Source organism: Janibacter terrae NBRC 107853 (assembly GCF_001591405.1).
Taxonomy (GTDB): Bacteria; Actinomycetota; Actinomycetes; order Actinomycetales; family Dermatophilaceae; genus Janibacter; species Janibacter terrae.
Map to the genome: position 1 here is coordinate 218,507 of NZ_BCUV01000002.1, position 25,090 is coordinate 243,596.

Here is a 25,090-nt window from a genome sequence, read left to right on the forward strand (position 1 = left end):
CGTCCTCCTCTCCGACCCGCGCGCGATGCTGCGGTTCAAGGAGCACGAGGTCGTCCTGCCGGTCGTCGTCGTGACCGAGCTCGAGGGCAAGCGGCACCACCCGGAGCTCGGCTACTTCGCGCGGACCGCACTGCGTCTCCTCGACGACCTGCGCGTGTCCGCCGGCCGCCTCGATGCGCCGGTGCCCGTCGGCGAGGACGGCGGGACGCTGCGGGTGGAGCTCAACCACACGGATACGCAGTCCCTGCCGTCGGGCTTCCGGCTCGGGGACAACGACACCCGCATCCTCGCCGTGGCCAAGAACCTCTCCCTCGACGGCGCCGACGTCACGATCGTCTCCAAGGACCTGCCGATGCGGGTCAAGGCCTCGGCGGTGGGCCTGGACGCCCAGGAGTACCGCCACGAGCAGCGTCCGTCCGACTCCGGCTGGACCGGCATGTCCGAGCTCGAGATGAGTGCCGAGGACGTCGACCACCTGTACGAGACCGGTCGGGTCGAGCACCTCGCTGCCGCCGAGATGCCCTGCCACACCGGGCTGAAGATCCTCTCGCCCAAGGGCAGCGCCCTCGGCCGGGTCGGCGCCGACAAGCAGGTGCGACTCGTGCGCGGCGACCGTGACGCCTTCGGCCTGCACGGCCGCTCGGCCGAGCAGCGCATCGCCCTCGACCTGCTGCTCGACCCGGACGTGGGCATCGTCAGCCTCGGCGGTCGCGCCGGCACCGGCAAGAGCGCCCTGGCGATGTGCGCCGGCCTCGAGGCGGTCATGGAGCGGCGCCAGCACCGCAAGGTCGTCGTCTTCCGCCCGCTCTACGCGGTCGGCGGCCAGGAGCTCGGCTACCTGCCCGGCAGCGAGTCCGAGAAGATGGGCCCGTGGGCGCAGGCGGTCCACGACACCCTCGGCGCGCTGGTCTCCAAGGAGGTCGTCGACGAGATCCTCGACCGCGACATGCTCGAGGTGCTCCCGCTGACGCACATCCGCGGCCGCAGCCTCCACGACGCCTTCGTCATCGTCGACGAGGCGCAGAGCCTGGAGCGCAACGTCCTGCTCACCGTGATGTCCCGCATCGGGCAGAACTCGAAGATCGTCCTCACCCACGACGTCGCCCAGCGGGACAACCTGCGCGTCGGTCGCCACGACGGCGTCGCCGCGGTCATCGAGACCCTCAAGGGTCACCCGCTCTTCGCCCACGTGACCCTCACCCGCAGCGAGCGCAGCCCCATCGCCGCGCTCGTCACGGACCTGCTCGAGGGCCTCGACCTCTGACCCCCCGCAGCGAAGGGGAGGCCCCGCCGGATCACCGGGCGGGGCCTCCCCTTCGTCCACAGGGGCGCTTTGCGTCCGGCGCGGCCCGTCGGCTAAGGTCTCGAAAAGATAACGGCCGGTCCGACGCCTCGTCGTCGCCGGCGGCACTTGGCCACTCCCCGTGAGTGGCTTTTTCACGGAAAGGAGCTGGTCACGTGCTCTCGTCGAGCTACGCGCCCAGACACGGCGGTGCCCCCGAGGGGGGCAAGGGAGCCGCGCTGCGCGCTGCCGTCCGTCGCCCCCTCGTCGGTGGCGCCCTCGCGGTGGCCATGCTCGGATCGGTCGGCGCCACCGTCGCCATCGGTGACCCCTCGCACTCGGACGGGAGCGCTGCCGCCGTCGAGTCCCCGACCTCCGAGGTGACCGCCGACACCGCCACGGTCGACGCCACGCGCCTGGCGCAGGACCGCCGCACGACCAATGTCTCCCGCAGCGCCTCCCGCGAGCAGGCCCGCCTGTCCGAGGTCGAGCGCGCCAAGAAGGCCGAGGCCAAGAAGAAGGCCGAGGCGAGGCGCAAGGCCGAGGCCGCGAAGAAGAAGCGCGCCGAGGAGAAGGCCAAGCCGGTCAGCGAGCGTGAGTTCACCGACGCCGAGATCGCCGTCATCCAGAAGGACCCCGCGCCGTACGCCAAGGAGATGCTCCCGGAGTTCGGCTGGGGCGAGGGCGAGTGGTCCTGCCTCATCAGCCTCTGGAACGGCGAGTCCAACTGGGACTACAAGGCGACCAACTCCAGCTCGGGCGCCTACGGCATCCCGCAGTCCCTGCCGGCCGACAAGATGGCCACCTCGGGCGAGGACTGGAGGACCAACCCCATCACCCAGATGCACTGGGGCATGGACTACATCAAGCAGTCCTACGGCACGCCCTGCGGGGCCAAGGCCTTCTGGGACAGCAACAACCCGCACTGGTACTGAGCCGCTGCCGGTACGACGAGGCTCCCGCGACCCCTGGGTCGGCGGGGGCCTCGTCGTCGCGCGGCGTCAGAGCTTGCGCAGGCGGATCCGGCGGACCTGGTGGTCGGCGCCCTTCGTCAGCACGAGCGTGGCCCGGCCCCGGGTCGGCAGGACGTTGTCGACGAGGTTGGGCTCGTTGATCGTCTCGAAGATGTGCAGCGCCCGAGCCTCGGCCTGCTCGTCGGTGAGGCTCGCGTAGCGGTGGAAGTACGACGCCGGGTCGGCGAAGGCGGTCTGCCGCAGGCTGAGGAACCGGTCGACGTACCAGCGCCGGATGTCGGCGACGTTGGCGTCGACGTACACGGAGAAGTCGAAGAAGTCGCTGACCGCGAGACCGGTGCGCCCGTCGCTGCGCGCCCCCGGCGGCTGGAGGACGTTGAGCCCCTCGACGATGAGCACGTCCGGCTGGCGCACGACGATCCGCTCGTCGGGGACGATGTCGTAGGTCAGGTGCGAGTACACCGGCGCCGTGACCTCGGGCTGGCCGGCCTTGATCGCGGAGATGAAGCGCAGCAGTGCCCGCCGGTCGTAGGACTCCGGGAAGCCCTTGCGCTGCAGCAGCCCCCGGCGCTCGAGCTCGGCGTTGGGCAGGAGGAACCCGTCGGTCGTCACGAGGTCGACCTTGGGGGTGTCGGGCCAGCGCTGCATGAGCTCGCGCAGGATGCGCGCGGTCGTGGACTTGCCGACGGCGACCGACCCGGCGACGCCGATGACGAAGGGGGCCTTCGGCGGCCGCTCGCCGAGGAAGGTCGACGTGATGCGGTGCAGCCGCGTCGTCGCCGAGACGTAGAAGGTGAGCAGGCGGGAGAGCGGGAGGTAGACCTCCTGCACCTCCTCCAGGTCGATCGGGTCGCTCAGCCCGCGCAGGCGGGCGAGGTCACCCTCGTCGAGGTTGAGGGGGTGGTTCTCGCGGAGGTGGGCCCACGCCTGGCGGTCGAGCTCGACGAAGGGGGACGGCAACGTCGCCGTGAGGGCGGTGGACACGCCCCCCATTGTGTCCCACGTGGTCTGGCGACGACGCACGGACGGTTAGCCTGTCCGTCATGTGCGGAATCGTTGGATACGTGGGGCCCGACTCCGGTGCCCGCTCCCTGGACGTCGTGATGGAGGGCCTGGCCCGCCTCGAGTACCGCGGGTACGACTCCGCGGGCGTCGCGCTCGTCGACCGTGGCGGGGTCTTCACCGAGAAGCGTGCCGGCAAGCTCGCCAACCTGCGCGGCGCGCTCGAGGGCGACACCGTCCCCGGGTCGGCGACCGCCATCGGCCACACCCGCTGGGCCACCCACGGTGGTCCGACCGACCAGAACGCGCACCCGCACCGCGGCGGGGGCGACGGCAAGCTGGCGGTCGTCCACAACGGCATCGTCGAGAACTTCCACGCGCTGAAGCAGGAGCTGCTCGCCGAGGGCGCGGAGTTCACCTCCGAGACCGACACGGAGGTCGCGGCGCACCTCGTGGCCCGGGCCTTCGCCGCGACCGGTGACCTCACGGAGGCCATGCGCACGGTCGTCGGCCGCCTCGAGGGCGCCTTCACCCTCCTCGCGGTCCACGCGGACCAGCCGGACACGGTCGTCGCGGCCCGTCGCAACAGCCCGCTCGTCGTCGGTCTCGGCGAAGGGGAGAACTTCCTCGGCTCCGACGTCGCTGCCTTCATCGGGTACACCAAGCGGGCCGTCGAGCTCGACCAGGACCAGATCGTCACGATCACGCCGTCCTCGTACTCGGTGATCAACTTCGACGGCACCCCCGCGGAGGGCAAGCCCTACGAGGTGACCTGGGACGCCGCGGCCGCCGAGAAGGGCGGCTACGACACCTTCATGGAGAAGGAGATCCACGACCAGCCCCAGGCGGTCGGCGACACCCTCCTCGGCCGCACCGACGCCGACGGACGCCTCGTCCTGGACGAGCTGCGCATCGACGAGGCCAAGCTCAAGGACATCGACCGCATCACCATCGTCGCGTGCGGCACCGCCGCCTACGCCGGCATGGTCGCCAAGTACGCCATCGAGCACTGGACCCGCATCCCCGTCGAGGTCGCGCTGGCGCACGAGTTCCGCTACTGCGACCCGATTGTCTCCGACCGCACGCTCGTCGTCTCGATCAGCCAGTCAGGCGAGACCGCCGACACGGCGATGGCGGTGCGGCACGCGCGCTCGCTCGGTGCCCTGACCGTCTCGGTCTGCAACACCCACGGCGCGACGATCCCGCGCGAGTCCGACGCCGTGCTCTACACCCACGCCGGACCCGAGATCGCCGTCGCCTCGACCAAGGCCTTCCTCGCGCAGATCACCGCCTGCTACGTGCTCGGCCTCTACCTCGCGCAGCTGCGCGGCGAGACCTACGCCGACGACGCCAAGGCCGTCATGGCCGAGCTGCACGAGGTGCCCGCCAAGATCGAGTCGCTCCTGGGCGAGATGGACCGGGTCAAGGAGATCGCCCGCTTCATGGCCGACACCCGCGCGGTGCTCTTCCTCGGCCGCCACGTCGGGTACCCCATCGCCATGGAGGGCGCGCTCAAGCTCAAGGAGCTCGCCTACATCCACGCCGAGGGCTTCGCCGCCGGTGAGCTCAAGCACGGCCCGATCGCGCTCATCGAGCCCGGCCAGCCGGTCTTCGTGGTCGTGCCCGGCCCGGACACGCCCAACGAGCTGCACAAGAAGGTCGTCTCCAACATCCAGGAGATCCGCGCGCGCGGGGCCCGCACCCTCGTCATCGCGCAGGAGGGCGACGAGGAGGTCCTCCCCTTCGCCGACGAGGTCATCCGCGTGCCGCACACCTCACCGCTGCTCCAGCCGCTGCTCACGGTCGTGCCGCTGCAGGTCTTCGCCCTGCACCTGTCGACCGCCAAGGGCCTGGACGTCGACCAGCCGCGCAACCTGGCCAAGTCCGTCACCGTCGAGTGACCCGGTGATCATCGGGGTCGGCATCGACGTCGTCGACATCGCGCGGCTCGGCGAGCGGCTCGACCGCACGCCGAAGCTGCGCGACCGCGTGTTCACGCAGAGCGAGCGCGGCCTCCCGCTGCACTCGCTGGCGGCCCGTTTCGCAGCCAAGGAGGCGGTCGGCAAGGCGCTGCGCACCCCCGGCGACCTGCCGTGGCAGGGCGTCGAGGTGACCAACGGCGAGCACGGCGAGCCGGTCCTCGTCATCTCCGGCACGGTGGCCGCGCGGGCGCAGGACATGGGCGTCGCCCGCATGCACATCTCCCTGAGCCACGACGGGGGCATCGCCACGGCCTTCGTCGTCGCCGAGTCCGCCTGACCCCGGGGCGAAGGGGGCGCGGTAGCGTCGGTCTCGTGATCACCGGCTACTCCGTCGAGACCATCCGCGCGGCCGAGGCAGCACTCCCCGAGCTCCTCGAGAGCGGCGAGCTCATGCAGCGGGCCGCCCGGGGTGTCGCCCGGCTCACCGCCGGTCGCATGCGCGAGCGCGGCGCCCGCACCGTCGTCGGTCTCGTCGGGCCCGGCAACAACGGCGCCGACACGCTCTTCGCCCTGGCCCGACTGGCCCGACGCGGCTTCGCGGCCACGGCCGTGTGCGCCGACCCGAGCGCCTCGCAGGTCCAGACCGAGGCCGCGGCCCTGGCCACGACGCGCGGCGTCACCGTGCTCACGGGTGCCGGTCCCGAGGTGGTCACCGCGATCTCCCGCGCCGAGGTGGTCCTCGACGGCATCACCGGCATCGGCGGGCGACCGGGGCTGGCCCCCTTCGCCCGCCCGTGGGTCGACGCGATCCGGGACCGGTCCTGGGTCATCTCCGTCGACACCCCGAGCGGGCAGCCGGTCGAGGGCGGGCCGCTGGTGGCCGACGCCGTCTTCGCCGACGAGACGGTGACCTTCGGCGCCCCGAAGCCGGTGCACCTCCTGCCGCCGACCGAGGTGGCGTGCGGCGTGCTCACGGTGCTCGAGATCGGCCTCGACCTCGAGGGAGCGACGCCGGCCGTGGTGCGCCACACGCCCGACGACGTCGCGCGGCTCTGGCCGGTCCCGACCGCCGAGGACGACAAGTACTCCCGGGGCGTGCTCGGGGTCGTCGCGGGCGGCGAGGAGTACCCGGGTGCCGCGGTGCTCGCCGTGACCGCGGCCGTGACCGCGGGCGCGGGGATGGTCCGCTACGTCGGCACCCCGACCCCCAGCGCGCTGGTGCGCGCCGCCGTCCCCGAGGCCGTCCACGGCGAAGGGAGGGTCCAGGCCTGGGTCGTCGGGCCGGGCCTCGACGTGACCTCGACGGCCGAGGGTGCGGCGGCCCAGACCGAGGTCGCCCGCGCGGCGCTCGCCTCCGACCTGCCGGTGCTCGTCGACGCCGGGGGCCTCGACCTCGTCGAGGGACCGCGTGACGCACCGACCCTGCTCACCCCGCACGCGGGGGAGTGCGCCCGCCTGCTCACCCGGCTGCGGGGTCGCACGACCGAGCTGACCCGCGAGGAGGTCGAGGGGTCACCGCTCGAGCACGCCCGGGCGCTCGCCGAGGCCACCGGCGCCACCGTGCTCCTCAAGGGCGCGACGACGCTCGTCGTCGACGCCGACGGGCCGGTCCACGTCCAGGACGACGCCCCGGCGTGGCTCGCGACGGCCGGCGCCGGGGATGTCCTCGCGGGCCTCCTCGGCGTGCTGCTCGCGGCCGACCTCGAGCCGGCGGAGGCGGGGTCGCTGGGCGCCCTCGTCCACGGTCGGGCCGCGGACGTCGCCAGCCCCGGTGGGCCGCTCCGCGCGCTGGACCTCGCGCACGCCCTCGGTCGCACCGTCGCGGGCCTGCTGCGCGACGCGGGCTAGCCGCGCTCGGGCACCGCGCCCCAGGCCGAGGGCTCGAGCCCGTCGTCGATGCGCACGTCGAGGCTCAGCTGCGCGGACACCTCGTCCAGCGTGCTGCGCAGGGCGGCCAGGTCGACGTCGGGTCCCACGCCGACCACCGCCACGGCCTCGAAGAGTCGCTCGCCGCTCATCGGGGCGTCGCTCGTCCACGTGTGCAGCTCGCGGATGCTCAGGCCGCGGGCAGCGAGCGCCGTGGTCACGTCGCGCACGATGCCGGGCTGGTCCTGGCCGACGACCTGCAGGTCGACCGACTGCCCCGGGTCGTCACCGGCCGACGTGACGGAGACGTCGACGACGCCGACGTCCGGGAGCGACCGCACCGCGGCAGTGAGCGACTCGACCCGCTCGTGGTCGATCTCGACGAGGGCCGCGCCGGCGAACGATGCTCCGAGCCGGCCCATCTGGCTCTCGAGCCAGTTGCCGCCCTGCTCTGCGACGGTGCGGGCGAGGTCGGCGACGAGGCCGGGACGGTCGGCGGCGATGAGGCTGATGACGACGGTGCGCATGAGCCGAGGCTAGCCCCACCGCCGCCTCGCGATCAGCCCTGCGCGGACTCCGCCCACCAGTTGACCCCGCCGTCGACGGCGTGCTCGTCGATCCGCCGCAGCTCCTCGTCCGTGAAGTCCGGGCGCTCCATCGCGTCGAGGCTGTCGTCGAGCTGCTCGACGGTGCGGGCGCCGACGAGCAGCGAGGTGACGCGCCGGTCGCGCAGCGCCCACGCCAGGGCCATCTGGGCGAGCGTCTGCCCGCGCCCCTGCGCGATCTCGTCGAGCGCACGGATACGCGCGAGGTTGTCCTCGGTCAGCTGGTCGACGATGCCGGTGCCCTCGCGCGCGGCCCGGGAGTCGGCCGGGATGCCGCCGAGGTACTTGTGGGTGAGCAACCCCTGCGCGAGCGGGGTGAAGGCGATCGTGCCGATGCCGAGCTCGTCGACCGTGTCGAGCAGCTCGTCCTCGATCCAGCGGTTGATCATCGAGTACGACGGCTGGTGGATGAGCAGGGGCGTGCCCATCTCCCGCAGGATCGCGTGCGCCTCTCGGGTGCGCTCGGGGCCGTAGGAGGAGATGCCGACGTAGAGCGCCTTGCCGCTGCGGACGGCGGCGTCGAGGGCGCCCATCGTCTCCTCGAGGGGCGTGTCGGGGTCGAAGCGGTGGCTGTAGAAGATGTCGACGTAGTCCACCCCCATCCGCTCCAGCGACTGGTCGAGGGAGGCGAGCAGGTACTTGCGCGAGCCGCCGCCCTGCCCGTAGGGCCCGGGCCACATGTCCCAGCCGGCCTTGGTCGAGAGGACCAGCTCGTCGCGGTAGCGCCGCAGGTCCTGCGCGAAGATCGTCCCGAAGTTGCGCTCGGCCGCCCCGTACGGCGGGCCGTAGTTGTTGGCGAGGTCGAAGTGCGTCACGCCGCGGTCGAAGGCGCGTCGCAGCACCGCGCGCTGGGTCTCCAGCGGCTCGGCGTCGCCGAAGTTGTGCCACAGACCCAGCGAGATCGGGGGCAGCACCAGCCCGGAGCGTCCGCAGCGGCGGTAGTCCGTCCCGTCGTAGCGGGTGCCATCGGCCTGGTAGTCGTCAGTGCGGTACGTCATGCCTCCCATCCTGCCCCGCCGGCGCGACCTAGACTTGTCCGGAAGCCCCATGGACCTGTCGACCCCGCACCCCGAGCTCCCGTCCGTCGCGACCCCCTCCGTCCTGCCGCAGGGGGCGTCCACGGTCGGTCTGTCGGCGTGGGCCGACATCGACCTCACGGCGATCCGTGACAACGTCGCCCAGCTCTCCCGCCTCGCCGGCGACGCGGACGTCATGGCGGTCATCAAGGGCGACGCCTACGGGCACGGCCTCGTGCCGGTCGCCGGGGCCGCCCTCGCCGGAGGAGCGACCTACCTCGCGGTCGCCCAGCTCGCGGAGGCCCGCGCCGCCCGTGCCGCCGGCGTGAGCGCGCCGATCCTCACCTGGCTCTACCCGCCGGGAGCTGACCTCTCGGGTGCCATCCGCGAGGACCTCACCCTCTCCGCCGGCGCCCCCTGGGCGCTCGCCGAGATCGCCGCCGCCGCCCGCTCGCTCGGCACGACCGCGCGGATCCACCTCAAGGTCGACACCGGCCTGGGCCGTGGCGGTGCCTGGGGCGAGGACCTCGCCGCCATGCTCGTCGACGCCGCCCGGCTCGAGGCGGAGGGCGTCGTCGACGTCGAGGGGATCTTCTCCCACTTCGCCTCTGCCGACGCGCCGGACCACCCGACGGTGCGGGCGCAGCAGGAGACCTTCGCCGCGGTGCTCGCCGACGCCGACCGCGTCGGGCTGCGCCCGCGCCTGCGCCACCTCGCCAACTCGGCGGCGACCCTGACCAACCCCTCGGCGCACCTCGACATGGTGCGGCCCGGCATCTCGATCTACGGCCTGAGCCCCGTGCCCGACATCGGGGGGCCGACGCACTTCGGCCTGCGCGAGGCCATGCGGGTCACCGCGCGGCTCATCGCCGTGAAGGACTGCCCGGCCGGTCAGGGCGTCTCCTACGGGCACCAGTACGTGACACCGGCGGAGACCCGCCTGGGCCTCGTGCCGCTGGGCTACGCCGACGGGATCCCGCGGCACGCCTCGGGCGTCGGCCCGATGCAGGTGCACGGGCGTCGGTACACCATCGCCGGGCGCGTGTGCATGGACCAGGTGGTGCTCGACCTCGGTGCCGACAACCCGGCCGCGGCCGGCGACGAGGTCGTCCTCATCGGCCGCGAGGCCGCCGGCGAGCCGACCGCGCAGGACTGGGCCGCGGCCATCGGCACGATCAACTACGAGATCGTCACCCGGCTCGGGCCCCGCGTCCCGCGCCGCTACCTGGAGGAGTCGTGATGGACGAGCAACGCACCGGCCTCGGCAGGACCGCGGCGACCGGGATCGGTCTGGCGGCTGCGGCCGTCGGCGGCATCGCGCTCGCCGGGGCCGGCCTCGCCGGCAGGTCCGTCGCCCGACGGTCCCGGGTCCACGCGGTGACCAGCGCCGACAAGGTGCACGTCTTCCCCTTCGCCACGGACAAGTACGTCGCGGTACCGGCCAACGACGGCCTCGTGCTGCACGCCGAGATCGACGAGCCGAAGGGCTGGAGCCCGCAGGACGGCCCGACGGTCGTGCTCATCCACGGCTTCGTGCTGAACCTCAGCTCGTGGGTGCACCAGCGTCGCGCCCTCGTCGACGCCGGCTACCGCGTCGTGAGCTACGACCAGCGCAACCACGGCGCCTCGCAGGTCGGCGAGCTCGAGCGGTGCACCATCGACCAGCTCGCCATGGACCTGCGGGCGGTGCTCGACGCGACGACGCCCGAGGGCCAGCTCGTCCTCGTCGGCCACTCCATGGGCGGCATGACGATCATGAGCTTCGCCGGGCGGTACCAGCAGTACACCCGGGCCCGCGTCGCCGGCGCCGCGCTCATCGCGACGAGCGCGGGCGGCGACAGCCTCGTCCGGCTGGGCCTCGGTCAGGTCTTCGACCGGATCATCGCGCGCCTCGGCCCCGGGTTCCTCGGACGGCTCGGTGACCAGGAGGCCGTCTGGGGCGGGCTGCGGCTCGGGGGGCGCGCCATCGAGGAGCGGCTCGTGCAGTACTACGCCTTCGGCCAGCCGGTGCCCAAGGAGCTGCTGCGCAAGGTCGCCACGATGGTCTTCGGTACCCGGCTGGAGACGATCGGCGCCTTCCTGCCCGAGCTCGACGAGCTCGACATCCGCGCCTCGCTGCCCGGTCTGCGCGAGACGCCGGTCCTCATCGTCGCCGGGTCCGCGGACAAGATGACCCCGCCCGAGCACAGCGTCGCGCTCGCCGAGGCGCTGCCGACCGCGGAGCACGTCGTCGTCCCCGGCGTCGGGCACATCCTCTACCTCGAGCGGCCCGGTCCGGTCACGGACGCGATCTTCGGTCTGCTCGAGCGCACCCGTGGCGACGACGCGGCGCGCGACGCCAAGCGGGCGAAGGGGGCCGTCGACGAGGTGGCCCGCACGTGAGCCTGGTCCTCCCGGACACCGACGCGACGGTCGCGCTCGGCCGCCGGCTGGCGCGCCTGCTGCGTGCCGGTGACCTCGTCGTCCTCACCGGTGGCCTCGGCGCCGGCAAGACGACCCTGACGCGTGGCCTCGGCGAGGGCCTCGGTGTCCGCGGCGCGGTGACCTCCCCGACCTTCGTCATCGCGCGGGTGCACCCGCCCCTCGGTGACGGGCCCGAGCTCGTCCACGTCGACGCCTACCGTCTCGGCGGCGCCGCGGAGCTCGACGGCCTGGACCTGGACGCCGACCTCGACGAGGCAGTCACCGTCGTCGAGTGGGGCGCCGGCCTCGCCGAGGGGCTCGCTGACGACCGCCTCGAGCTGACCCTCGTCGCCGACCCGGCCACCGAGTCGCGCCGGCTGGACGTGCTGGCCGTCGGCCCGCGCTGGGCCGGGACCGATGTCGAGTCCCTCCTGCGGGACGAAGGGGGAGACGCATGAGACTGCTCGCGCTGGACACCGCGACCTCGGCGATCACCGTCGCCGTGCACGACGGCGCGCAGGCGCTCGCGACCCGGTCGGTGCTCGACCCGCGCCGGCACACCGAGCTGCTCGCGCCCCTCGTCGCCGAGACCCTCGCCGCGGCCGGCGCCACGACCGCCGACATCACCCACGTGGCGGTGGGGACCGGCCCGGGACCCTTCACCGGGCTGCGGGTCGGACTGGTCACCGCCGTGACCTTCGCCCACGCCCGCGGGATCAGCGTCCACGGGGTCTGCTCCCTCGACGCCCTGGCTGCGGCTGCCGCCGTCGAGGGTCACGAGGGCCTGCTGCTCGTCGCGACCGACGCGCGGCGCAAGGAGGTCTACTGGGCCCGGTACCGGTGTGCCGCAGGGACGGCCACCGCGATCGACGACCCCAGCGTGACCCGCCCGGCCGACCTGCCCGAGGAGGTCCGCGCCCTGCCCACCGTCGGTCGTGGACCGCTGCTCTACCCCGAGCTGCTGCCCCACGCCAGCGACCTGCTCGACGTCGACGCGGGCGTCCTCGCGACCCTCGCGGTCACGAGGCTCGCCGCCGGGGACGACATGCCCGTCGAGCCCCTCTACCTGCGCCGCCCGGACGCCGTCGCGCCGGCGCCCCCGAAGCCCTCTCTGGCCGCCCCGCCCCTCCAGCAGCAGCGCCCGCTGCGGCAGGTGGGCCGTGGGTCGTCAGGTGAGCCGCGGCGCGGGGAGGCGGACCAGTGACCACGGTGACGCAGACCCCCTTCGTCCTGCGGGAGGTGCGCTGGCAGGACCTCGCCGAGCTCGCCGGGCACGAGGTCGACCTCTTCGGGACCGAGGCCTGGTCCGAGGCCTCGTGGTGGGGCGAGCTCGCCGGGCGGCCACGGCGCGAGTACCTGCTCGCCGAGGACGACGAGGGCATCGCCGGGTACGCCGGGCTCGACCACGGCGGTGAGGTCAGCGACCTCATGACGATCGCGACGCTGCCGCGCGCCCGGGGCACGGGCCTCGGCCGACGACTGCTCGAGGAGCTCGTCGAGCGATCCCGCGCCGCGGGCGCCGAGCGCCTCCTCCTCGAGGTGCGCGCCGACAACGCGGCCGCCCGCCGCTTGTACGCCGCACGCGGGTTCGAGCTGCTGCAGACCCGTCGTGGCTACTACGCGGGTGGGGTCGACGCGCTCGTCCTCGCCCTCGACCTCGGGAGGCAGTCATGAGCAGCCAGCCACTCGTCCTCGGCATCGAGACGTCGTGCGACGAGACCGGCGTCGGCATCGTCCGCGGCGAGGAGCTGCTCGTCGACGCCGTGGCCTCGAGCGTCGACGAGCATGCGCGCTTCGGCGGGGTCGTGCCCGAGGTCGCCTCCCGCGCGCACCTGGAGGCGATGGTCCCGACGATCGAGCGGGCCTGCCGCGAGGCCGGCGTCGCGCTCGGCGACCTTGACGGCATCTCCGTCACCGCCGGCCCCGGCCTGGCCGGCGCCCTCATGGTCGGGGTGGCCTCGGCCAAGGCGTTGGCGCTCGCGCTCGGCGTCCCGCTCTACGGCGTCAACCACCTCGCGAGCCACGTCGCGGTCGACATCGTCGAGCACGGGCCGCTGCCCGAGCCGACGTTGGCGATGCTCGTGAGCGGCGGCCACTCCTCGCTGCTGCTCGTCCCCGATGTCACCCACGACATCCGCAGCCTCGGCGCGACGATCGACGACGCGGCGGGGGAGGCCTTCGACAAGGTCGCGCGCGTGCTCGGCCTGCCCTTCCCCGGAGGGCCGCACATCGACCGCGCCGCGGGTGATGGGCAGATCACCATCGACTTCCCGCGCGGGCTGTCGACGCGCAAGGACATGGAGCGCCACCGGTTCGACTTCTCCTTCTCGGGGCTCAAGACCGCCGTCTCGCGCTGGGTCGAGACCGAGCGGGCCGCCGGCCGCGAGGTCCCGGTCGCCGATGTCGCCGCCTCCTTCCAGGAGGCTGTCGTCGACGTGCTGACCCGCAAGGCGGTCCTCGCCTGCCGCGAGCACGACGTCGCAGCGCTGCAGATCGGTGGCGGCGTGGCCGCCAACTCGCGCCTGCGGGCGATGGCACAGCAGCGCTGCGACGACGCCCGGATCGCGTTGCGTGTCCCGCGGCCGGGGCTGTGCACCGACAACGGCGCGATGGTCGCGAGCCTCGGTGCCCAGATGATGCTCAAGGGGCGTCCCGCGAGCGACCTGTCGCTGCCCGCCGACAGCTCGTTACCGGTGACCGACGTGAGCACCGGCCTGCCGGTGCACGTCGACCACGACCACGCGCACTGACCGGAGGAGCGGTGCGGGGGTGCGCGCCGGTCAGCCGCAGCGCAGCAGACCCATGTCCTCCTTGAGCGTCAGCACGCGGGTGACCGAGGCGGTGACCTGCCGCGCGAAGGCCGGGTCCCCCTTCGCCGTGCCCTCGATCGCCGAGACCATCGTCGGGACCTGGCCCGGGTCGGCGGTGAGGACGATGTCCCCGCCGGCGGCGATGAACTTCGTGGCGCGCGCGCCGACCGGGGTCGCGGCGACCGCCTTGGCCGCGCCGACGTCGTCGGTGATGACGACCCCGTCGAAGCCCAGGTCCTCGCGGAGCATGCCGTCGACGATCTTCTTCGAGAACAGCGCGGGCGTCTCGCCGTCGATCCTGGAGTAGTGCGCGGAGCCGACCATGACGATCCTGGTCCCGCCCTCGATGTTGTCGGCGAAGGGGGCGAGGTAGGGGTCCGTCGTCGTCGCCGTGGAGTCGGTGATGCCGGTCGCGGAGAGGTCGGTGTTGCCGGTGATGCGACCGATGCCCGGGAAGTGCTTGACGGTCGGCTCCACGCCCGCGTCCTGCATGCCGCGCGCGAAGTCCTCCGCCCCGGCGCTCGACGCGGCCGGGGTCGAGCCGTACTGGCGGCCCCACCTGCCGATCGGCTGGTTGGCGCGACCGATCTCGGCGGGGACGGTGTCGGCGACGGGGGCGAGGTTGACGTTGACCCCGGCCGCAGCGAGCTCCGCGCCCCAGGCCTTGGCGGAGGCCCGCAGGTCGGGGTCCCGGGCCTGCTCGAGGGCGGAGGGCATCTCGGTGAAGCCTGCGCCCGTGAGCTGCTGGACCTCGCCGCCCTCCTGGTCTGCGGCGACGAGCATGCCGACCTTGGTGCCGTCGACGGTCGGGGAGACGTCCTGCAGGTGCGCGCTCGCCGCCGCGACGGTGCCAGAGTCCTGCCACCCGCCCAGGTAGAGCATCGAGCCGAGACCCTGCTGCCCGATCGGACCGTCGAGACCGGTCGCCGGTCCCGGCTGCATCGCTGCCATGAGCAGCTGGCCGGCCTGCTGGGTCGGGGTCATCGCGTCCCGGACGGAGGCCACGCAGGAGCTCGCGGCCGGGCCGGACGCGCTCGTCGTGGTCGAGGTCGAGGACGACGTCTTCTTCGAGGACGGGGACGAAGGGGAGGCCGTCGCCGAGGTCGACCGGCTCGTCGAGGAGGTGCCCGAGGAGGTGCTCGAGGAGGTGCTCGAGGTCGGGCTGGACGCCTCGTCACCCGGGTCGGAGCCGCATCCCACGAGGGTGAGCGCGGCGACGGCGGCGGTGGCGCGGGTCAGGTGGGTGGCTCGACGCGGCATGCCCTGCAGGCTACCCGGGGCGGGCGAAGGGGACGTGATCCCGGGACTCAGGCCCCGGCCGGCCGCACGACGAGGACCGCCTGGGTGCCGCCGACGCGGGTGAGGACGATGGTCGCGCTGTCGCCGCTGCCGGCGCCGCGGCCGATCTTCAGCTGCTTGCGCAGCTGGTCCTCGTCGAGGCGGATGCCGCGCTTCTTGACGGTCAGGCCGGTGACGCCGCGCTCACGCAGCCACGCTCGCAGCCCCTTGACGGAGAAGGGCATCGCCTCGAGCACCTCGTAGCGGCGCGCGTGCCCGAGGTCGAGCGCGCGGTCGCTGCTCACGTACCCGAGGCCGGCCTCGAGCTCGCGGCCCGAGACGGCGCCGGTCACGGTGCCGATGAGCCCCGCGCGGGTCACGGCCCGGTCGGCCTCGTAGAGCCAGGGCCCGAGGTCGGCGAGCGAACCGGCGACGTCGGGGTCGTCCTCGCAGGTGCGCTGGTCGACCTCGACGGGCGGGGCGTCCTTGCGCAGGATCCGCGCGCTGCGGCCGGCCTCCTTGACGAGAGGCCCCCACCACACGGCGCACTCCAGGACCGTCCCCTGCCACGAGGTCCACTGCGCCTCGGTGCCGAGCGGCGGGATGTCGTGGGGGAGCGAGGGGCTGAGCTTGGCGCCCGTCGCCGGCACGTCACGGGCGACGGACAGCACGAACTCCCACGACGGCGAGATCTCGTCGAGGCGGAAGACCCGGCGCGTGCGGCCGGTGCGGTCTGTGTGCCCGGGGGTGCGGCGGGCGGGGTCGAGCCAGACGCCCACGCGGGAGTGGAGCGGGTCGATCGGTGCCTCGAAGTCCTCGGCGACGCCCGGCCGGGCGCGGCTGTCCGGCCACGGGCGGAGGTTGACGTCGGCGATCGCCGCGGTGAGGGGGTCGGCGTCCACGCCGTGGACCGTGACCCCGAGGGCATTCATCGCCATCGCGTCCGAGCCGATGCCGCAGCCGAGGTCGTGGACCGTCGCGAGGCTGGCCGCCGCGAAGCGCCCCGCGTGGGTCGCGGCGACCTCGAGACGGCTGGCCTGCTCGAGCCCGTCGGGGGTGAAGAGCATCCCCTCGGCGAACTCGCCGAACTTGTCCTTCGCCTTGTCCTGCAGGCGCTTCTGGGTCAGCAGCCCGGCGGCGTGCTCGGGTGCCAGGCCCTCGGACCGCAACCGGGCCGCGGTGGTCACGGCGTCGGCCTCGCGGTAGGCGGGGAGCTCGTGCAGCCGGGCATGGCCCTCCGGGGAGGCGAGCCAACGCACGGTCTGGATGTCCACAGGCGGCATTGTCCACGGTCGCGACGTCCCGCACCGCACATTGGCACTCAGGTTGACCGAGTGCCAGCCGGGTGCCTAGATTTGCCCTTGGCACTCACCTTCGGCGAGTGCCAGATGCCACGGCTGGTCGACCCCCGCGACGGCGCCCGGCCCGGCACGCCAGAACTCATACTCACGACCCTCACTTCACTAAGGAGTCACCGTGTCGGTTTCCATCAAGCCGCTCGAGGACCGCATCGTCGTCCAGGCCGTCGAGGCCGAGCAGACCACCGCTTCCGGCCTCGTCATCCCGGACACCGCCAAGGAGAAGCCGCAGGAGGGCGAGGTCGTTGCGATCGGCCCCGGCCGCTTCAACGAGGACGGCGACGAGCGCATCCCCATGGACATCGCCGTCGGCGACCGCGTCATCTACTCCAAGTACGGCGGCACCGAGATCAAGCACGGCGGCCAGGAGTACCTGATCCTCTCCGCCCGCGACGTCCTCGCGATCGTCTCCTGACGACCTCTCTCCGCTTGCAGCGCACGCCCCGGGTGCGGGCCCTCCCGGGTCCCTCCGGGGCGTCGCTTCTTCCCCCTTCGTAGAACCAAAGGACAGACATGGCCAAGGAACTGGAGTTCAACGACTCCGCCCGTGACGCCCTCCAACGCGGCGTCGACCAGCTCGCCAACGCCGTCAAGGTGACGCTCGGCCCCAAGGGCCGCAATGTCGTCATCGACAAGCAGTGGGGCGCGCCGACCATCACCAACGACGGCGTGACGATCGCCCGGGAGATCGAGCTCGAGGACCCGTACGAGAACCTCGGCGCCCAGCTCGCCAAGGAGGTCGCGACCAAGACCAACGACGTCGCCGGTGACGGCACCACGACCGCGACCGTCCTCGCCCAGGCCATGGTCCGCGAGGGCCTGCGCAATGTCGCCGCGGGTGCCGCACCGTCCGGCCTCAAGCGCGGCATCGACCAGGCCGTCGAGGCCGTCGCCGCCCGCCTGCTCGAGAACGCCCGTGAGGTCGAGGGCAAGGACGAGATCGCCCAGGTCGCCTCCCTGTCCGCCCAGGACCAGGGCATCGGCGAGATCATCGCCGAGGCCTTCGACAAGGTCGGCAAGGACGGCGTCATCACCGTCGAGGAGTCCTCGACCGCCGAGACCTCGCTCGACTTCACCGAGGGCATGCAGTTCGACAAGGGCTACATCAGCCCGTACTTCGTCTCGGACCCCGAGCGCATGGAGGCCGTCCTCGAGGACGCCTACGTCCTGATCAACCAGGGCAAGATCTCCACGATCGCCGACGTGCTGCCCGTGCTGGAGAAGGTCGTCCAGTCCGGCAAGCCGCTGCTCATCATCGCCGAGGACATCGACGGCGAGGCCCTGAGCACGCTCGTCGTCAACAAGATCCGCGGCACCTTCAACGTCGTGGCCGTCAAGGCCCCCGGCTTCGGCGACCGTCGCAAGGCGATGCTGCAGGACATGGCGATCCTCACCGGTGGTCAGGTCATCGCCGAGGAGGTCGGCCTCAAGCTCGACCAGGCCGGTCTCGAGGACCTCGGCCAGGCCCGTCGCGTCGTCGTCACCAAGGACAACACGACGATCATCGACGGCCAGGGCAACGGTGAGGACGTCACCGGCCGGGTCAACCAGATCAAGGCCGAGATCGAGCGCACCGACTCCGACTGGGACCGCGAGAAGCTCCAGGAGCGCCTCGCCAAGCTCGCCGGTGGCGTCTGCGTCATCCAGGTCGGTGCCCACACCGAGGTCGAGCTCAAGGAGAAGAAGCACCGCATCGAGGACGCGATCTCCGCGACCCGCGCGGCCATCGAGGAGGGCATCGTCGCCGGCGGTGGCTCCTCGCTCGCCCACGCGGTCGCCGTCCTGGACGGCATCGAGCTCGAGGGCGACGAGAAGGTCGGCGCCAACATCGTGCGCAAGGCCGCTGTGGAGCCCCTGCGGTGGATCGCCGAGAACGCCGGCCTCGAGGGCTACGTCGCCGTCGCCAAGGTGCAGGAGCTGGCCCCCGGCCAGGGCCTGAACGCGGCGACCGGCGAGTACGGCGACCTCATCGGCCAGGGCGTCATCGACCCGGTCAAGGTCACCCGCTCGGCGCTCATCAACGCCGCGTCGATCGCGTCGATGGTCCTCACCACCGACACGCTCGTCGTGGAGAAGAAGGAGGAGGAGCCCGAGACCCACGGTCACGGCCACTCCCACTGATCTCCTGATCCGACGAAGGGGGCCACGCACCATCCGGTGCGTGGCCCCCTTCGTCGTGCCCGGCGCTGCACTGCCCCGGGCGGGTGCAGCCTCAGGCCGTCACGATGACCCGGACCTCGATGGTCTCCGGAAGCTCGCGCAGGCGCTGCTCGGTGTCGGCGGGCAGGCTGCTCGCGAGGTCGGTGACGGCGTAGCCGTACTCGCCCTTGGTGCTCAGCTGCTGGCTGTCGATGTTGACGTCGCCCTCGGACAGGATCGTGTTGACCCGGGCCAGGACTCCGGGGACGTTCTGGTGCAGGTGGAGGATGCGGGTGCCGCCCAGGGCGACGGGGGCGGCGACGGCCGGGACGTTGACCGACATCGTCGTGGCACCGGTGGTCGCCCAGTCACGCAGCTTGCCGGAGACGTAGCGGCCGATGTCGAGCTGCGCCTCCTCGGTGGAACCGCCGATGTGCGGGGTGAGGATGACGTTGGGGATGCCCTGCAGGCAGTTCTCGAAGGCGTCGCCCGCCTTCTTCGGCTCGCTCGGGAAGACGTCGATCGCGGCACCGGCGATGTGGCCGGAGAGCAGGTTGTCGCGCAGTGCCTCGAGGTCGACGACGAAACCGCGCGAGAGGTTGAGGAAGAGGCTGCGGGGGCGCATCCTGGCGAACTGCGCGGCGCCGAAGTTGCCGGCGTTGCCCGCCCGGCCGTCGACGTGGAGCGTGATCGTCTCGCAGGTCTCGAGGAGCTCGTCGAGGGTCTCGCACTTTTTGGCGTTGCCCAGGGGGAGCTTGTCCTCGAGGTCGTAGAAGGAGACGTGCATCCCGAAGGCCTCGGCGACGACCGACAGCTGGGCGCCGATGTTGCCGTAGCCGATGATGCCGAGCGTGCGGCCGCGGACCTCGTGTGCCCCCTTCGCCGACTTGTCCCAGACCCCGGCGTGCAGGGCGGTGCTCTTGTCGGTCAGGTGGCGGGCCAGCGAGATGATCTCGCCCAGTGCCAGCTCGACGACGCTGCGGGTGTTGGAGAAGGGGGCGTTGAAGACGACCGTGCCGGCCTGGGCAGCCGCGTCGAGGTCGATCTGGTTGGTGCCGATGCAGAAGGCACCGACCGCCTTGAGCTCGGGGCGGGCCTGGATGACCGCCTGGGTCACCTTGGTCTTCGAGCGGATGCCGAGCAGGTCGACGCCCTCGAGGGCGGAGATCAGTTCGGTCTCGTCGAGGGCCCCGGAGCGGGTCTCGACGTCGAAGCCGGCGTCGGTCAGGGCCTCGCGGGCAGCGTCATGGATGTTTTCGAGCAGCAGCACCTTCACGCCCTGCAGGGTATGCCCGGCCGCGGTGTGACCTGGCACTCGCCCGCGATGCGGGCGCGCACCACCGTGCGGAACGGACCCCACGACGGCGCGCTCGCTGGCTAGGGTGTGGCCATGCGTCTCCTCGGTGTCATCGGCGGTATGGGCTGGTCTGCGACGGCGGAGTACTACCGCCGTCTCAACGAAGGGGTGGAGGCGCGCCTGGGCGGTCTGCACAGCGCCCGCGTCCTGATCCACAGCGTCGACTTCCAGCCGATCGACGACGCCGAGAACGCCGGCGACTGGGACGCCATGGCGCAGACCCTCGTCGAGGCCGCCCGCGGCCTGGAGGCCGCTGGCGCACAAGGATTCCTCCTCGCTGCCAACACGATGCACGCCGTCGCCGACCGGGTCGAGGCGGCCGTCGACATCCCCTTCCTCCACATCGCGAAGGCCACCGCGAGCCGCGTCGAGGCCTCGCACCAGCGCAAGGTCGGGCTCGTCGCCACCGCGACGACGATGGCGGGGGACTTCTACACGACCCCCTTCGAGCAGCGCGGGATCGAGGTGATCCTGCCCGAGGAGCAGCAGCGCCCCGAGGTCGACCGGATCATCTACGAGGAGCTCGTCCACGGGGTCATCAAGGACAGCTCGCGCCGCCAGCTGCGCGCCGTCATGGAGGGGATGTCCGACCGCGGCGCCGAGTGCGTCGTGCTGGCCGGGACCGAGATCGGACTGCTCATCGAGGAGGACGACTGCCCGGTGCCGCTGCACGACACGACGGCGGTCCACGTCGACCGGGCGCTGGACTGGATGCTCACCGAGGGCTGACCCTTCGAGACGGTTGCTGCGCAACCTCCTCAGGGACCGTCACCAGGGGACGTCGACCTCTTCTTCGCCCGTGACGACCTCGACCTGCTGCCCGGCGAACTCGACGACGCTGCCCGCCCGGACCTGCGCGCCGCGGCGCGTCTCGGGGGAGCCGTCGACGCTCACCTCGCCCGCGGCGATGACCTCACGGGCCATGGCGCCGTCCTCCACGAGCCCGGCGAGCTTGAGCAGCTGGCCGAGACGGATGGACTCGTCGCGGATGTGGACCGGTGCGGGAGAGCTCACCCCACCAGCCTAGGCGGCGAAGGGGAGCCTCAGCCGGCGAGGCCGGCGGCGGCGATGTCGCGCTCGGCCAGCAGGGCGTGGCGCTCGTCCTCGGTCATGCCGCCCCACACGCCGAAGGGTTCACGGATGGCGAGCGCGTGCTCGCCGCAGGCCGCGACGACCGGGCAGCTGGCGCAGATCTCCTTGGCAGCGGCGTCCCGCAGGCGTCGGGCGGCGCCGCGCTCACCATCCGGGTGGTAGAAGGACTCGCTGCCGGTGTCCCGGCAGGCGCCCTCGAACTGCCACTCCCAGTGGTCCGCCACGGGACCCGGCACCTTGTCGTTGTGCGCCATCTCTGCTCCACCTCCGTGCCTGGGGCGGCCCTGACGACGCCTCCCCTGTCTGCTGCCAACCTAAGGACGGCAACGCAAACGCAGGTGGTCGGGAAGGTATGGATTCGCCCCGGAATTGCGGGAGTTCGTCAGGAAAGGGTCACGTCCGAGGGCGTGTGCGCGGTGGCTTAGGATAGGGAGATGGATTTCGGTGCAACGCCCGCCCCTGACGACTCCGGGGCAGCGGCCCCGAACCCCTTCGCCAAGCTCGGTCTGACCTACGACGACGTCCTGCTGCTCCCCGGGTACAGCGAGCTGGCTCCCGGCGACCTCGACACGACGACGCGCCTGACGCGTGAGATCTCCATCAAGACGCCGCTGATCTCCGCCGCCATGGACACGGTCACCGAGTCCCGCATGGCCATCGCCATGGCGCGGCAGGGTGGCCTCGGCGTCCTCCACCGCAACCTCTCGATCGAGGACCAGGCCTACCAGGTCGACCTCGTCAAGCGGACCCAGACCGGCATGATCACCAACCCGGTCGTCATCGGTCCGGACGCGACCCTCGACGACCTGGACCAGCGCTGCGGCGAGTACCGCGTCTCGGGCCTGCCGGTCGTCGACGGCGACAACGTCCTCATCGGCATCATCACCAACCGCGACCTGCGCTTCACGCCGGTCGCCGAGTGGTCGACCACGCTGGTGCGCGACGTCATGACCCCGATGCCGCTCATCACCGCTCCCGTGGGGATCTCCAACGAGGCGGCGACCCTGCTGCTGCGCCAGCACAAGCGCGAGCGGCTGCCCATCGTCGACGGCGACGGCCGGCTCGCGGGCCTGATCACGGTCAAGGACTTCGTCAAGAGCGAGCAGTTCCCCGACGCGAGCAAGGACGCCCAGGGGCGCCTGCTCGTCGGCGCTGCCATCGGCTACTTCGGTGACGCGTGGGAGCGCGCGACGACGCTCGTCGACGCGGGCGTCGACGTCCTCGTCGCCGACACCGCCCACGGCCACGTCAAGCTCCTGCTCGAGATGGTCGAGCGCCTCAAGAAGGACCCGGCGACCCGGCACGTCCAGGTCATCGGCGGCAACGTCGCGACCCGCGAGGGCGCCCAGGCGTTCATCGACACGGGTGTCGACGCGATCAAGGTCGGCGTCGGCCCGGGCTCGATCTGCACCACCCGCATCGTCACCGGCGTCGGCGCCCCGCAGATCACCGCGGTCCACGACGCCTCCCTCGCCGCGAAGCCGGCCGGCGTCCCGGTCATCGCCGACGGCGGGCTGCAGTACTCGGGCGACATCGCCAAGGCGCTCGTCGCCGGCGCCGACTCCGTCATGGTCGGTTCGCTCCTGGCCGGCTGCGAGGAGAGCCCGGGCGAGCTGATCTTCGTCAACGGCAAGCAGTTCAAGGCCTACCGCGGCATGGGCAGCCTCGGCGCGATGAGCAGCCGCGGCAAGAAGTCCTTCTCCAAGGACCGGTACTTCCAGGCCGAGGTCACCAGCGACGACCAGCTCGTCCCCGAGGGCATCGAGGGCCGCGTCTCCTACCGCGGCACCCTGGCCCAGGTGGCCCACCAGATGGTCGGGGGCCTGCGCCAGTCGATGTTCTACGTCGGTGCCGGCACCATCCCCGAGCTGCAGGCGAAGGGGCAGTTCGTCCGGATCACCTCCGCCTCCCTCAAGGAGAGCCATCCGCACGACATCCAGGGCATCGTCGAGGCTCCCAACTACAGCCTCGGCTGACGGGTCGCGTCATGGGGGACAGCTCGACGTCGCGGCCGGACTGGCGCGCACCGCGGAGCATCGGCACCGGCTGGTGGCTGCAGCAGCTCGTCGGCCTCGTCCTGACCCTCGCTCTCATGGGGGTGCTGGCCTTCGCCCTGATGATGCTCACCCGCATGCCCCTCGAGGGGACCTCTGAGCCGGACCCGCACTGGCCCACCTTCGCCGTCTGGTTCGTGCTGTGCACCGTGCTCCTCGTCGGCGAGATGCTGCGCTCGTCGTGGCGCCAGCTCAAGGACGAGCGGGTCTACACCGACCTCGCCGGCAACGAGCTGCGGGTCGACCGCTGGTCGCCACCGCACGAGCGTGAGCGGCTCGCCCAGCGCTGGGCCGCCGACGAGCGGATCCGGGAGCGCCACCGGCAGGAGCAGGCCGGGCACGAGCAGGCGCACCCGCGGGCACCGCGACCGGAGCCGACGTCCGAGGAGCTGCGTGCGGCCGCGCTGCGGCGTCGGGAGCTCGGACCGGGCATCCCCACGTCGGTGCGGGCAGGACGGTGGTCCCGGCCGCTGCAGCGGCTGCGGATGGTGGCGAAGGTGTGCATGATCGCCTCCATCCCCTTCGCCGTCGTCCTCGTGGTCGTCCTGGACGTGCTCGATCCGGAGTTCCCCCGGGAGTGGGCCCTGGTGAGCTTCCTGCTCCTCCCGATCGGCTGGGTGCTCATGTGGGCGCACGACCTGCTGCGGCACCGCTGGCTCGGCACCCGTGAGTCACGCAGCGACCTCGCGGGCTTCCAGGGGATGAGCGCCTTCATCGCCGCATTCTTCCTCGCGATCGTCGCCTTCACCGGTCTCGTCGACCGCGAGCTCATCGTCGTGACCGTGATCGGCCTGCCGCTCGTCGTCGTGCTCGGGTGGGTCGGCAAGAACGAGCTCAGGCACCACATCCCGAGCGGTCACGGTGACGGCGGGTCGTCGGACGTCACCGACGTGGTCAGCTTCCTCGACTGATCGTCTCCCGGTAGCCGGGCAGGCACAGCCCGCCCTCGTCGGTGCGGTCGACGGTCCGCGCGGCGAGCACCGCCCGCACGATCGCCCGGCTCACACAGTCGGCTGCCGCGGTCTGCAGGGCCACGAGCTCGAAGGGGGTCGGTCCCTGGCGTCCACCCGTCGCCAGGGCGAAGACCGTGTCGCCGTCGAAGGCCGTGTGGACCGGTGAGAGCGCCCGCGCGAAGCCGTCGTGGGCCACGCCGGCGAGCCGCGCGCAGCCGGCCTTGTCGAGGGTGGCGTCGGTCGCGACGACCGCGAGGGTGGTCGCCGTGCCCGCCTGCAGGGCCCGCGCCTCAGCGGCCTGCCTCTCCCAGTGGCCCTGCACGGCAACGGGATCCGGCTGCGGGACGGCGACCTCACCGTCGAGCAGGTGACGCGCGCCGAGGAGCTCACCGCTCGGCAGGAGCGGTGAGCCGACCGCGTTGACCGCGACCACCGCGCCGACGGTGATCCCCGAGTCGAGGACGAGGCTGGCGCTCCCGATGCCTCCGCGCAGACCGCCGGCACGGGCTCCCGTCCCGGCGCCGACACCCCCTTCGTCCACCGGGCCGTCGCTCGCGTCGAGGTAGGCCGCCCGGCCCTCGTCCGGGCCGGGGTGGTGGCGCCAGGTCCCGGCGCGTCCGAGGTCGAAGAGGATCGCGGCGGGGACGATCGGCACGATCTCGCCGGGGCGGCCGACCTGCCAGCCGCGGCCCTCGTCCGCCAGGGCCGCCATGACCCCGTCGGCCGTCGAGAGGCCGTAGGCGCTGCCGCCGGAGAGCACGACCGCGTCGACGGCGTCGACGAGGTTGCGCGGGTCCAGCAGGTCGGTCTCCCTGGTGCCCGGCCCGCCGCCGCGGACGTCGACGCCGCCGACGGTGCCGACCGGCGGGACCACGACCGTCGTCCCGGTCAGCCAGTCGGTCTCGTCACGGGTGGCGTGCCCGACCCGGATGCCCGGGACGTCGGTGATGGCATTGTGCGCTCCGGGGTGCATGGCCCC

At 72.5% G+C, this 25,090-nt stretch carries 25 protein-coding genes; 16 read left to right on the forward strand and 9 right to left on the reverse strand.

Annotated elements, in window-relative coordinates:
- Positions 1–25 precede the first annotated feature (25 nt).
- Both phoH2 and JT1_RS01125 read left to right on the forward strand, forming a co-directional pair.
- Positions 26–1,264, forward strand: a complete 1,239-nt coding sequence (gene phoH2 / locus JT1_RS01120; protein ID WP_245634778.1) for an RNA 5'-3' helicase PhoH2 — start codon at positions 26–28, stop codon at positions 1,262–1,264.
- A 194-nt stretch (positions 1,265–1,458) separates the two neighbouring features.
- Positions 1,459–2,217 carry an aggregation-promoting factor C-terminal-like domain-containing protein gene (locus tag JT1_RS01125; protein ID WP_068321683.1) on the forward strand — a complete coding sequence of 253 codons (759 nt, stop codon included), beginning with the start codon at positions 1,459–1,461 and terminating at the stop codon, positions 2,215–2,217.
- Positions 2,218–2,283: 66 nt separating this feature from the next.
- Here JT1_RS01125 and coaA read toward each other — a convergent pair whose 3' ends face one another.
- Positions 2,284–3,249, reverse strand: a complete 966-nt coding sequence (coaA, locus tag JT1_RS01130; protein ID WP_068321686.1) for a type I pantothenate kinase — start codon at positions 3,247–3,249, stop codon at positions 2,284–2,286.
- A 50-nt stretch (positions 3,250–3,299) separates the two neighbouring features.
- Between coaA and glmS the strand changes: the two genes are divergently transcribed.
- From glmS to JT1_RS01145, 3 genes are read left to right on the forward strand one after another with little or no spacing between them, the layout of a single operon-like run.
- Entirely contained in the window at positions 3,300–5,159 is a 1,860-nt protein-coding gene (gene glmS / locus JT1_RS01135; protein ID WP_068321689.1) for a glutamine--fructose-6-phosphate transaminase (isomerizing), read from the forward strand.
- Positions 5,160–5,163: 4 nt separating this feature from the next.
- Entirely contained in the window at positions 5,164–5,517 is a 354-nt protein-coding gene (locus JT1_RS01140; protein WP_068321691.1) for a holo-ACP synthase, read from the forward strand.
- A gap of 35 nt (positions 5,518–5,552) precedes the next feature.
- Positions 5,553–7,028: a bifunctional ADP-dependent NAD(P)H-hydrate dehydratase/NAD(P)H-hydrate epimerase gene (locus tag JT1_RS01145; protein WP_068321695.1), complete on the forward strand. Its 1,476-nt coding sequence runs from the start codon at positions 5,553–5,555 to the stop codon at positions 7,026–7,028.
- Here JT1_RS01145 and JT1_RS01150 read toward each other — a convergent pair.
- Positions 7,025–7,573 (reverse strand): glycine cleavage system transcriptional repressor, encoded by a 549-nt coding sequence (locus JT1_RS01150; RefSeq protein ID WP_068321698.1) that lies wholly within the window; start codon positions 7,571–7,573, stop codon positions 7,025–7,027. The two genes, JT1_RS01145 and JT1_RS01150, sit on opposite strands and share 4 nt — an antisense overlap.
- Positions 7,574–7,605: 32 nt before the next feature.
- Positions 7,606–8,649, reverse strand: a complete 1,044-nt coding sequence (mgrA, locus tag JT1_RS01155) for an L-glyceraldehyde 3-phosphate reductase (RefSeq protein WP_068321700.1) — start codon at positions 8,647–8,649, stop codon at positions 7,606–7,608.
- A 49-nt stretch (positions 8,650–8,698) separates the two neighbouring features.
- Between mgrA and alr the strand changes: the two genes are divergently transcribed.
- The 6 genes from alr to tsaD are packed head-to-tail and all read left to right on the forward strand — an operon-like array spanning position 8,699 to position 13,820.
- The gene (gene alr / locus JT1_RS01160) at positions 8,699–9,907 is read left to right on the forward strand and encodes an alanine racemase (RefSeq protein WP_082807386.1); all 1,209 of its coding nucleotides are present in this window, start codon (positions 8,699–8,701) and stop codon (positions 9,905–9,907) included.
- The gene (locus tag JT1_RS01165) at positions 9,907–11,049 is read left to right on the forward strand and encodes an alpha/beta hydrolase (RefSeq protein ID WP_068321703.1); all 1,143 of its coding nucleotides are present in this window, start codon (positions 9,907–9,909) and stop codon (positions 11,047–11,049) included. The genes alr and JT1_RS01165 overlap by 1 nt, the downstream gene beginning before the upstream one ends.
- On the forward strand, positions 11,046–11,528 hold the full coding sequence (tsaE, locus tag JT1_RS01170; protein WP_068321705.1) for a tRNA (adenosine(37)-N6)-threonylcarbamoyltransferase complex ATPase subunit type 1 TsaE: 483 nt from the start codon (positions 11,046–11,048) through the stop codon (positions 11,526–11,528). The genes JT1_RS01165 and tsaE overlap by 4 nt, the downstream gene beginning before the upstream one ends.
- Positions 11,525–12,274: a tRNA (adenosine(37)-N6)-threonylcarbamoyltransferase complex dimerization subunit type 1 TsaB gene (gene tsaB, locus JT1_RS01175; protein WP_082807387.1), complete on the forward strand. Its 750-nt coding sequence runs from the start codon at positions 11,525–11,527 to the stop codon at positions 12,272–12,274. Before tsaE ends, tsaB begins: the two co-directional genes overlap by 4 nt.
- On the forward strand, positions 12,271–12,744 hold the full coding sequence (rimI, locus tag JT1_RS01180) for a ribosomal protein S18-alanine N-acetyltransferase (protein WP_255218219.1): 474 nt from the start codon (positions 12,271–12,273) through the stop codon (positions 12,742–12,744). The genes tsaB and rimI overlap by 4 nt, the downstream gene beginning before the upstream one ends.
- Positions 12,741–13,820 carry a tRNA (adenosine(37)-N6)-threonylcarbamoyltransferase complex transferase subunit TsaD gene (gene tsaD / locus JT1_RS01185; protein ID WP_068321708.1) on the forward strand — a complete coding sequence of 360 codons (1,080 nt, stop codon included), beginning with the start codon at positions 12,741–12,743 and terminating at the stop codon, positions 13,818–13,820. Before rimI ends, tsaD begins: the two co-directional genes overlap by 4 nt.
- A 30-nt stretch (positions 13,821–13,850) precedes the next feature.
- Here tsaD and JT1_RS01190 read toward each other — a convergent pair whose 3' ends face one another.
- Both JT1_RS01190 and JT1_RS01200 read right to left on the reverse strand, forming a co-directional pair.
- A complete protein-coding gene (locus JT1_RS01190; RefSeq protein ID WP_255218220.1) occupies positions 13,851–15,140 on the reverse strand; it encodes a glycoside hydrolase family 3 N-terminal domain-containing protein in 1,290 nt (429 codons plus the stop codon).
- Between the two features lie 47 nt (positions 15,141–15,187).
- Positions 15,188–16,441, reverse strand: a complete 1,254-nt coding sequence (locus JT1_RS01200; protein WP_439645736.1) for a THUMP-like domain-containing protein — start codon at positions 16,439–16,441, stop codon at positions 15,188–15,190.
- A gap of 193 nt (positions 16,442–16,634) precedes the next feature.
- Here JT1_RS01200 and groES point away from each other — a divergent pair, with 193 nt between their 5' ends.
- Complete coding sequence (gene groES, locus JT1_RS01205; RefSeq protein ID WP_068321718.1) at positions 16,635–16,931, forward strand: co-chaperone GroES; 297 nt, start codon at positions 16,635–16,637, stop codon at positions 16,929–16,931.
- A 98-nt stretch (positions 16,932–17,029) separates the two neighbouring features.
- Positions 17,030–18,637: a chaperonin GroEL gene (gene groL / locus JT1_RS01210; RefSeq protein WP_068321720.1), complete on the forward strand. Its 1,608-nt coding sequence runs from the start codon at positions 17,030–17,032 to the stop codon at positions 18,635–18,637.
- A gap of 91 nt (positions 18,638–18,728) precedes the next feature.
- Here the strand turns inward: groL and serA are convergent, their stop codons facing one another.
- Positions 18,729–19,931 carry a phosphoglycerate dehydrogenase gene (gene serA, locus JT1_RS01215; RefSeq protein WP_068321722.1) on the reverse strand — a complete coding sequence of 401 codons (1,203 nt, stop codon included), beginning with the start codon at positions 19,929–19,931 and terminating at the stop codon, positions 18,729–18,731.
- A 114-nt stretch (positions 19,932–20,045) separates the two neighbouring features.
- Between serA and JT1_RS01220 the strand changes: the two genes are divergently transcribed.
- Positions 20,046–20,741, forward strand: a complete 696-nt coding sequence (locus JT1_RS01220; RefSeq protein ID WP_068322475.1) for an aspartate/glutamate racemase family protein — start codon at positions 20,046–20,048, stop codon at positions 20,739–20,741.
- A 39-nt stretch (positions 20,742–20,780) separates the two neighbouring features.
- Here JT1_RS01220 and JT1_RS01225 read toward each other — a convergent pair whose 3' ends face one another.
- Positions 20,781–21,026, reverse strand: a complete 246-nt coding sequence (locus JT1_RS01225; protein WP_068321725.1) for an RNA-binding S4 domain-containing protein — start codon at positions 21,024–21,026, stop codon at positions 20,781–20,783.
- A 29-nt stretch (positions 21,027–21,055) separates the two neighbouring features.
- Positions 21,056–21,358, reverse strand: a complete 303-nt coding sequence (locus tag JT1_RS01230; protein ID WP_068321728.1) for a WhiB family transcriptional regulator — start codon at positions 21,356–21,358, stop codon at positions 21,056–21,058.
- Positions 21,359–21,538: 180 nt separating this feature from the next.
- Here JT1_RS01230 and guaB point away from each other — a divergent pair, with 180 nt between their 5' ends.
- The gene (gene guaB / locus JT1_RS01235) at positions 21,539–23,080 is read left to right on the forward strand and encodes an IMP dehydrogenase (protein ID WP_068321731.1); all 1,542 of its coding nucleotides are present in this window, start codon (positions 21,539–21,541) and stop codon (positions 23,078–23,080) included.
- 11 nt (positions 23,081–23,091) lie between these two features.
- Entirely contained in the window at positions 23,092–24,069 is a 978-nt protein-coding gene (locus JT1_RS01240; protein ID WP_068321734.1) for a hypothetical protein, read from the forward strand.
- On the opposite strand, the gene JT1_RS01245 is transcribed toward JT1_RS01240, so the two are convergent.
- Entirely contained in the window at positions 24,053–25,084 is a 1,032-nt protein-coding gene (locus tag JT1_RS01245) for a P1 family peptidase (RefSeq protein ID WP_068322478.1), read from the reverse strand. The two genes, JT1_RS01240 and JT1_RS01245, sit on opposite strands and share 17 nt — an antisense overlap.
- Positions 25,085–25,090 lie beyond the last annotated feature (6 nt).

Bases quoted from the DNA above. Each gene is read 5' to 3' on its own strand.
- phoH2 (WP_245634778.1), top strand. From the start codon at position 26: ATGCTGCGGTTCAAGGAGCACGAGGTCGTCCTGCCGGTCGTCGTCGTG.
- coaA (WP_068321686.1), bottom strand. From the start codon at position 3,249: ATGGGGGGCGTGTCCACCGCCCTCACGGCGACGTTGCCGTCCCCCTTC.
- glmS (WP_068321689.1), top strand. From the start codon at position 3,300: ATGTGCGGAATCGTTGGATACGTGGGGCCCGACTCCGGTGCCCGCTCC.
- JT1_RS01150 (WP_068321698.1), bottom strand. From the start codon at position 7,573: ATGCGCACCGTCGTCATCAGCCTCATCGCCGCCGACCGTCCCGGCCTC.
- mgrA (WP_068321700.1), bottom strand. From the start codon at position 8,649: ATGACGTACCGCACTGACGACTACCAGGCCGATGGCACCCGCTACGAC.
- alr (WP_082807386.1), top strand. From the start codon at position 8,699: ATGGACCTGTCGACCCCGCACCCCGAGCTCCCGTCCGTCGCGACCCCC.
- JT1_RS01165 (WP_068321703.1), top strand. From the start codon at position 9,907: ATGGACGAGCAACGCACCGGCCTCGGCAGGACCGCGGCGACCGGGATC.
- tsaB (WP_082807387.1), top strand. From the start codon at position 11,525: ATGAGACTGCTCGCGCTGGACACCGCGACCTCGGCGATCACCGTCGCC.
- tsaD (WP_068321708.1), top strand. From the start codon at position 12,741: ATGAGCAGCCAGCCACTCGTCCTCGGCATCGAGACGTCGTGCGACGAG.
- JT1_RS01190 (WP_255218220.1), bottom strand. From the start codon at position 15,140: ATGCCGCGTCGAGCCACCCACCTGACCCGCGCCACCGCCGCCGTCGCC.
- JT1_RS01200 (WP_439645736.1), bottom strand. From the start codon at position 16,441: ATGCCGCCTGTGGACATCCAGACCGTGCGTTGGCTCGCCTCCCCGGAG.
- groL (WP_068321720.1), top strand. From the start codon at position 17,030: ATGGCCAAGGAACTGGAGTTCAACGACTCCGCCCGTGACGCCCTCCAA.
- JT1_RS01220 (WP_068322475.1), top strand. From the start codon at position 20,046: ATGCGTCTCCTCGGTGTCATCGGCGGTATGGGCTGGTCTGCGACGGCG.
- JT1_RS01230 (WP_068321728.1), bottom strand. From the start codon at position 21,358: ATGGCGCACAACGACAAGGTGCCGGGTCCCGTGGCGGACCACTGGGAG.
- guaB (WP_068321731.1), top strand. From the start codon at position 21,539: ATGGATTTCGGTGCAACGCCCGCCCCTGACGACTCCGGGGCAGCGGCC.
- JT1_RS01240 (WP_068321734.1), top strand. From the start codon at position 23,092: ATGGGGGACAGCTCGACGTCGCGGCCGGACTGGCGCGCACCGCGGAGC.
- JT1_RS01245 (WP_068322478.1), bottom strand. From the start codon at position 25,084: ATGCACCCCGGAGCGCACAATGCCATCACCGACGTCCCGGGCATCCGG.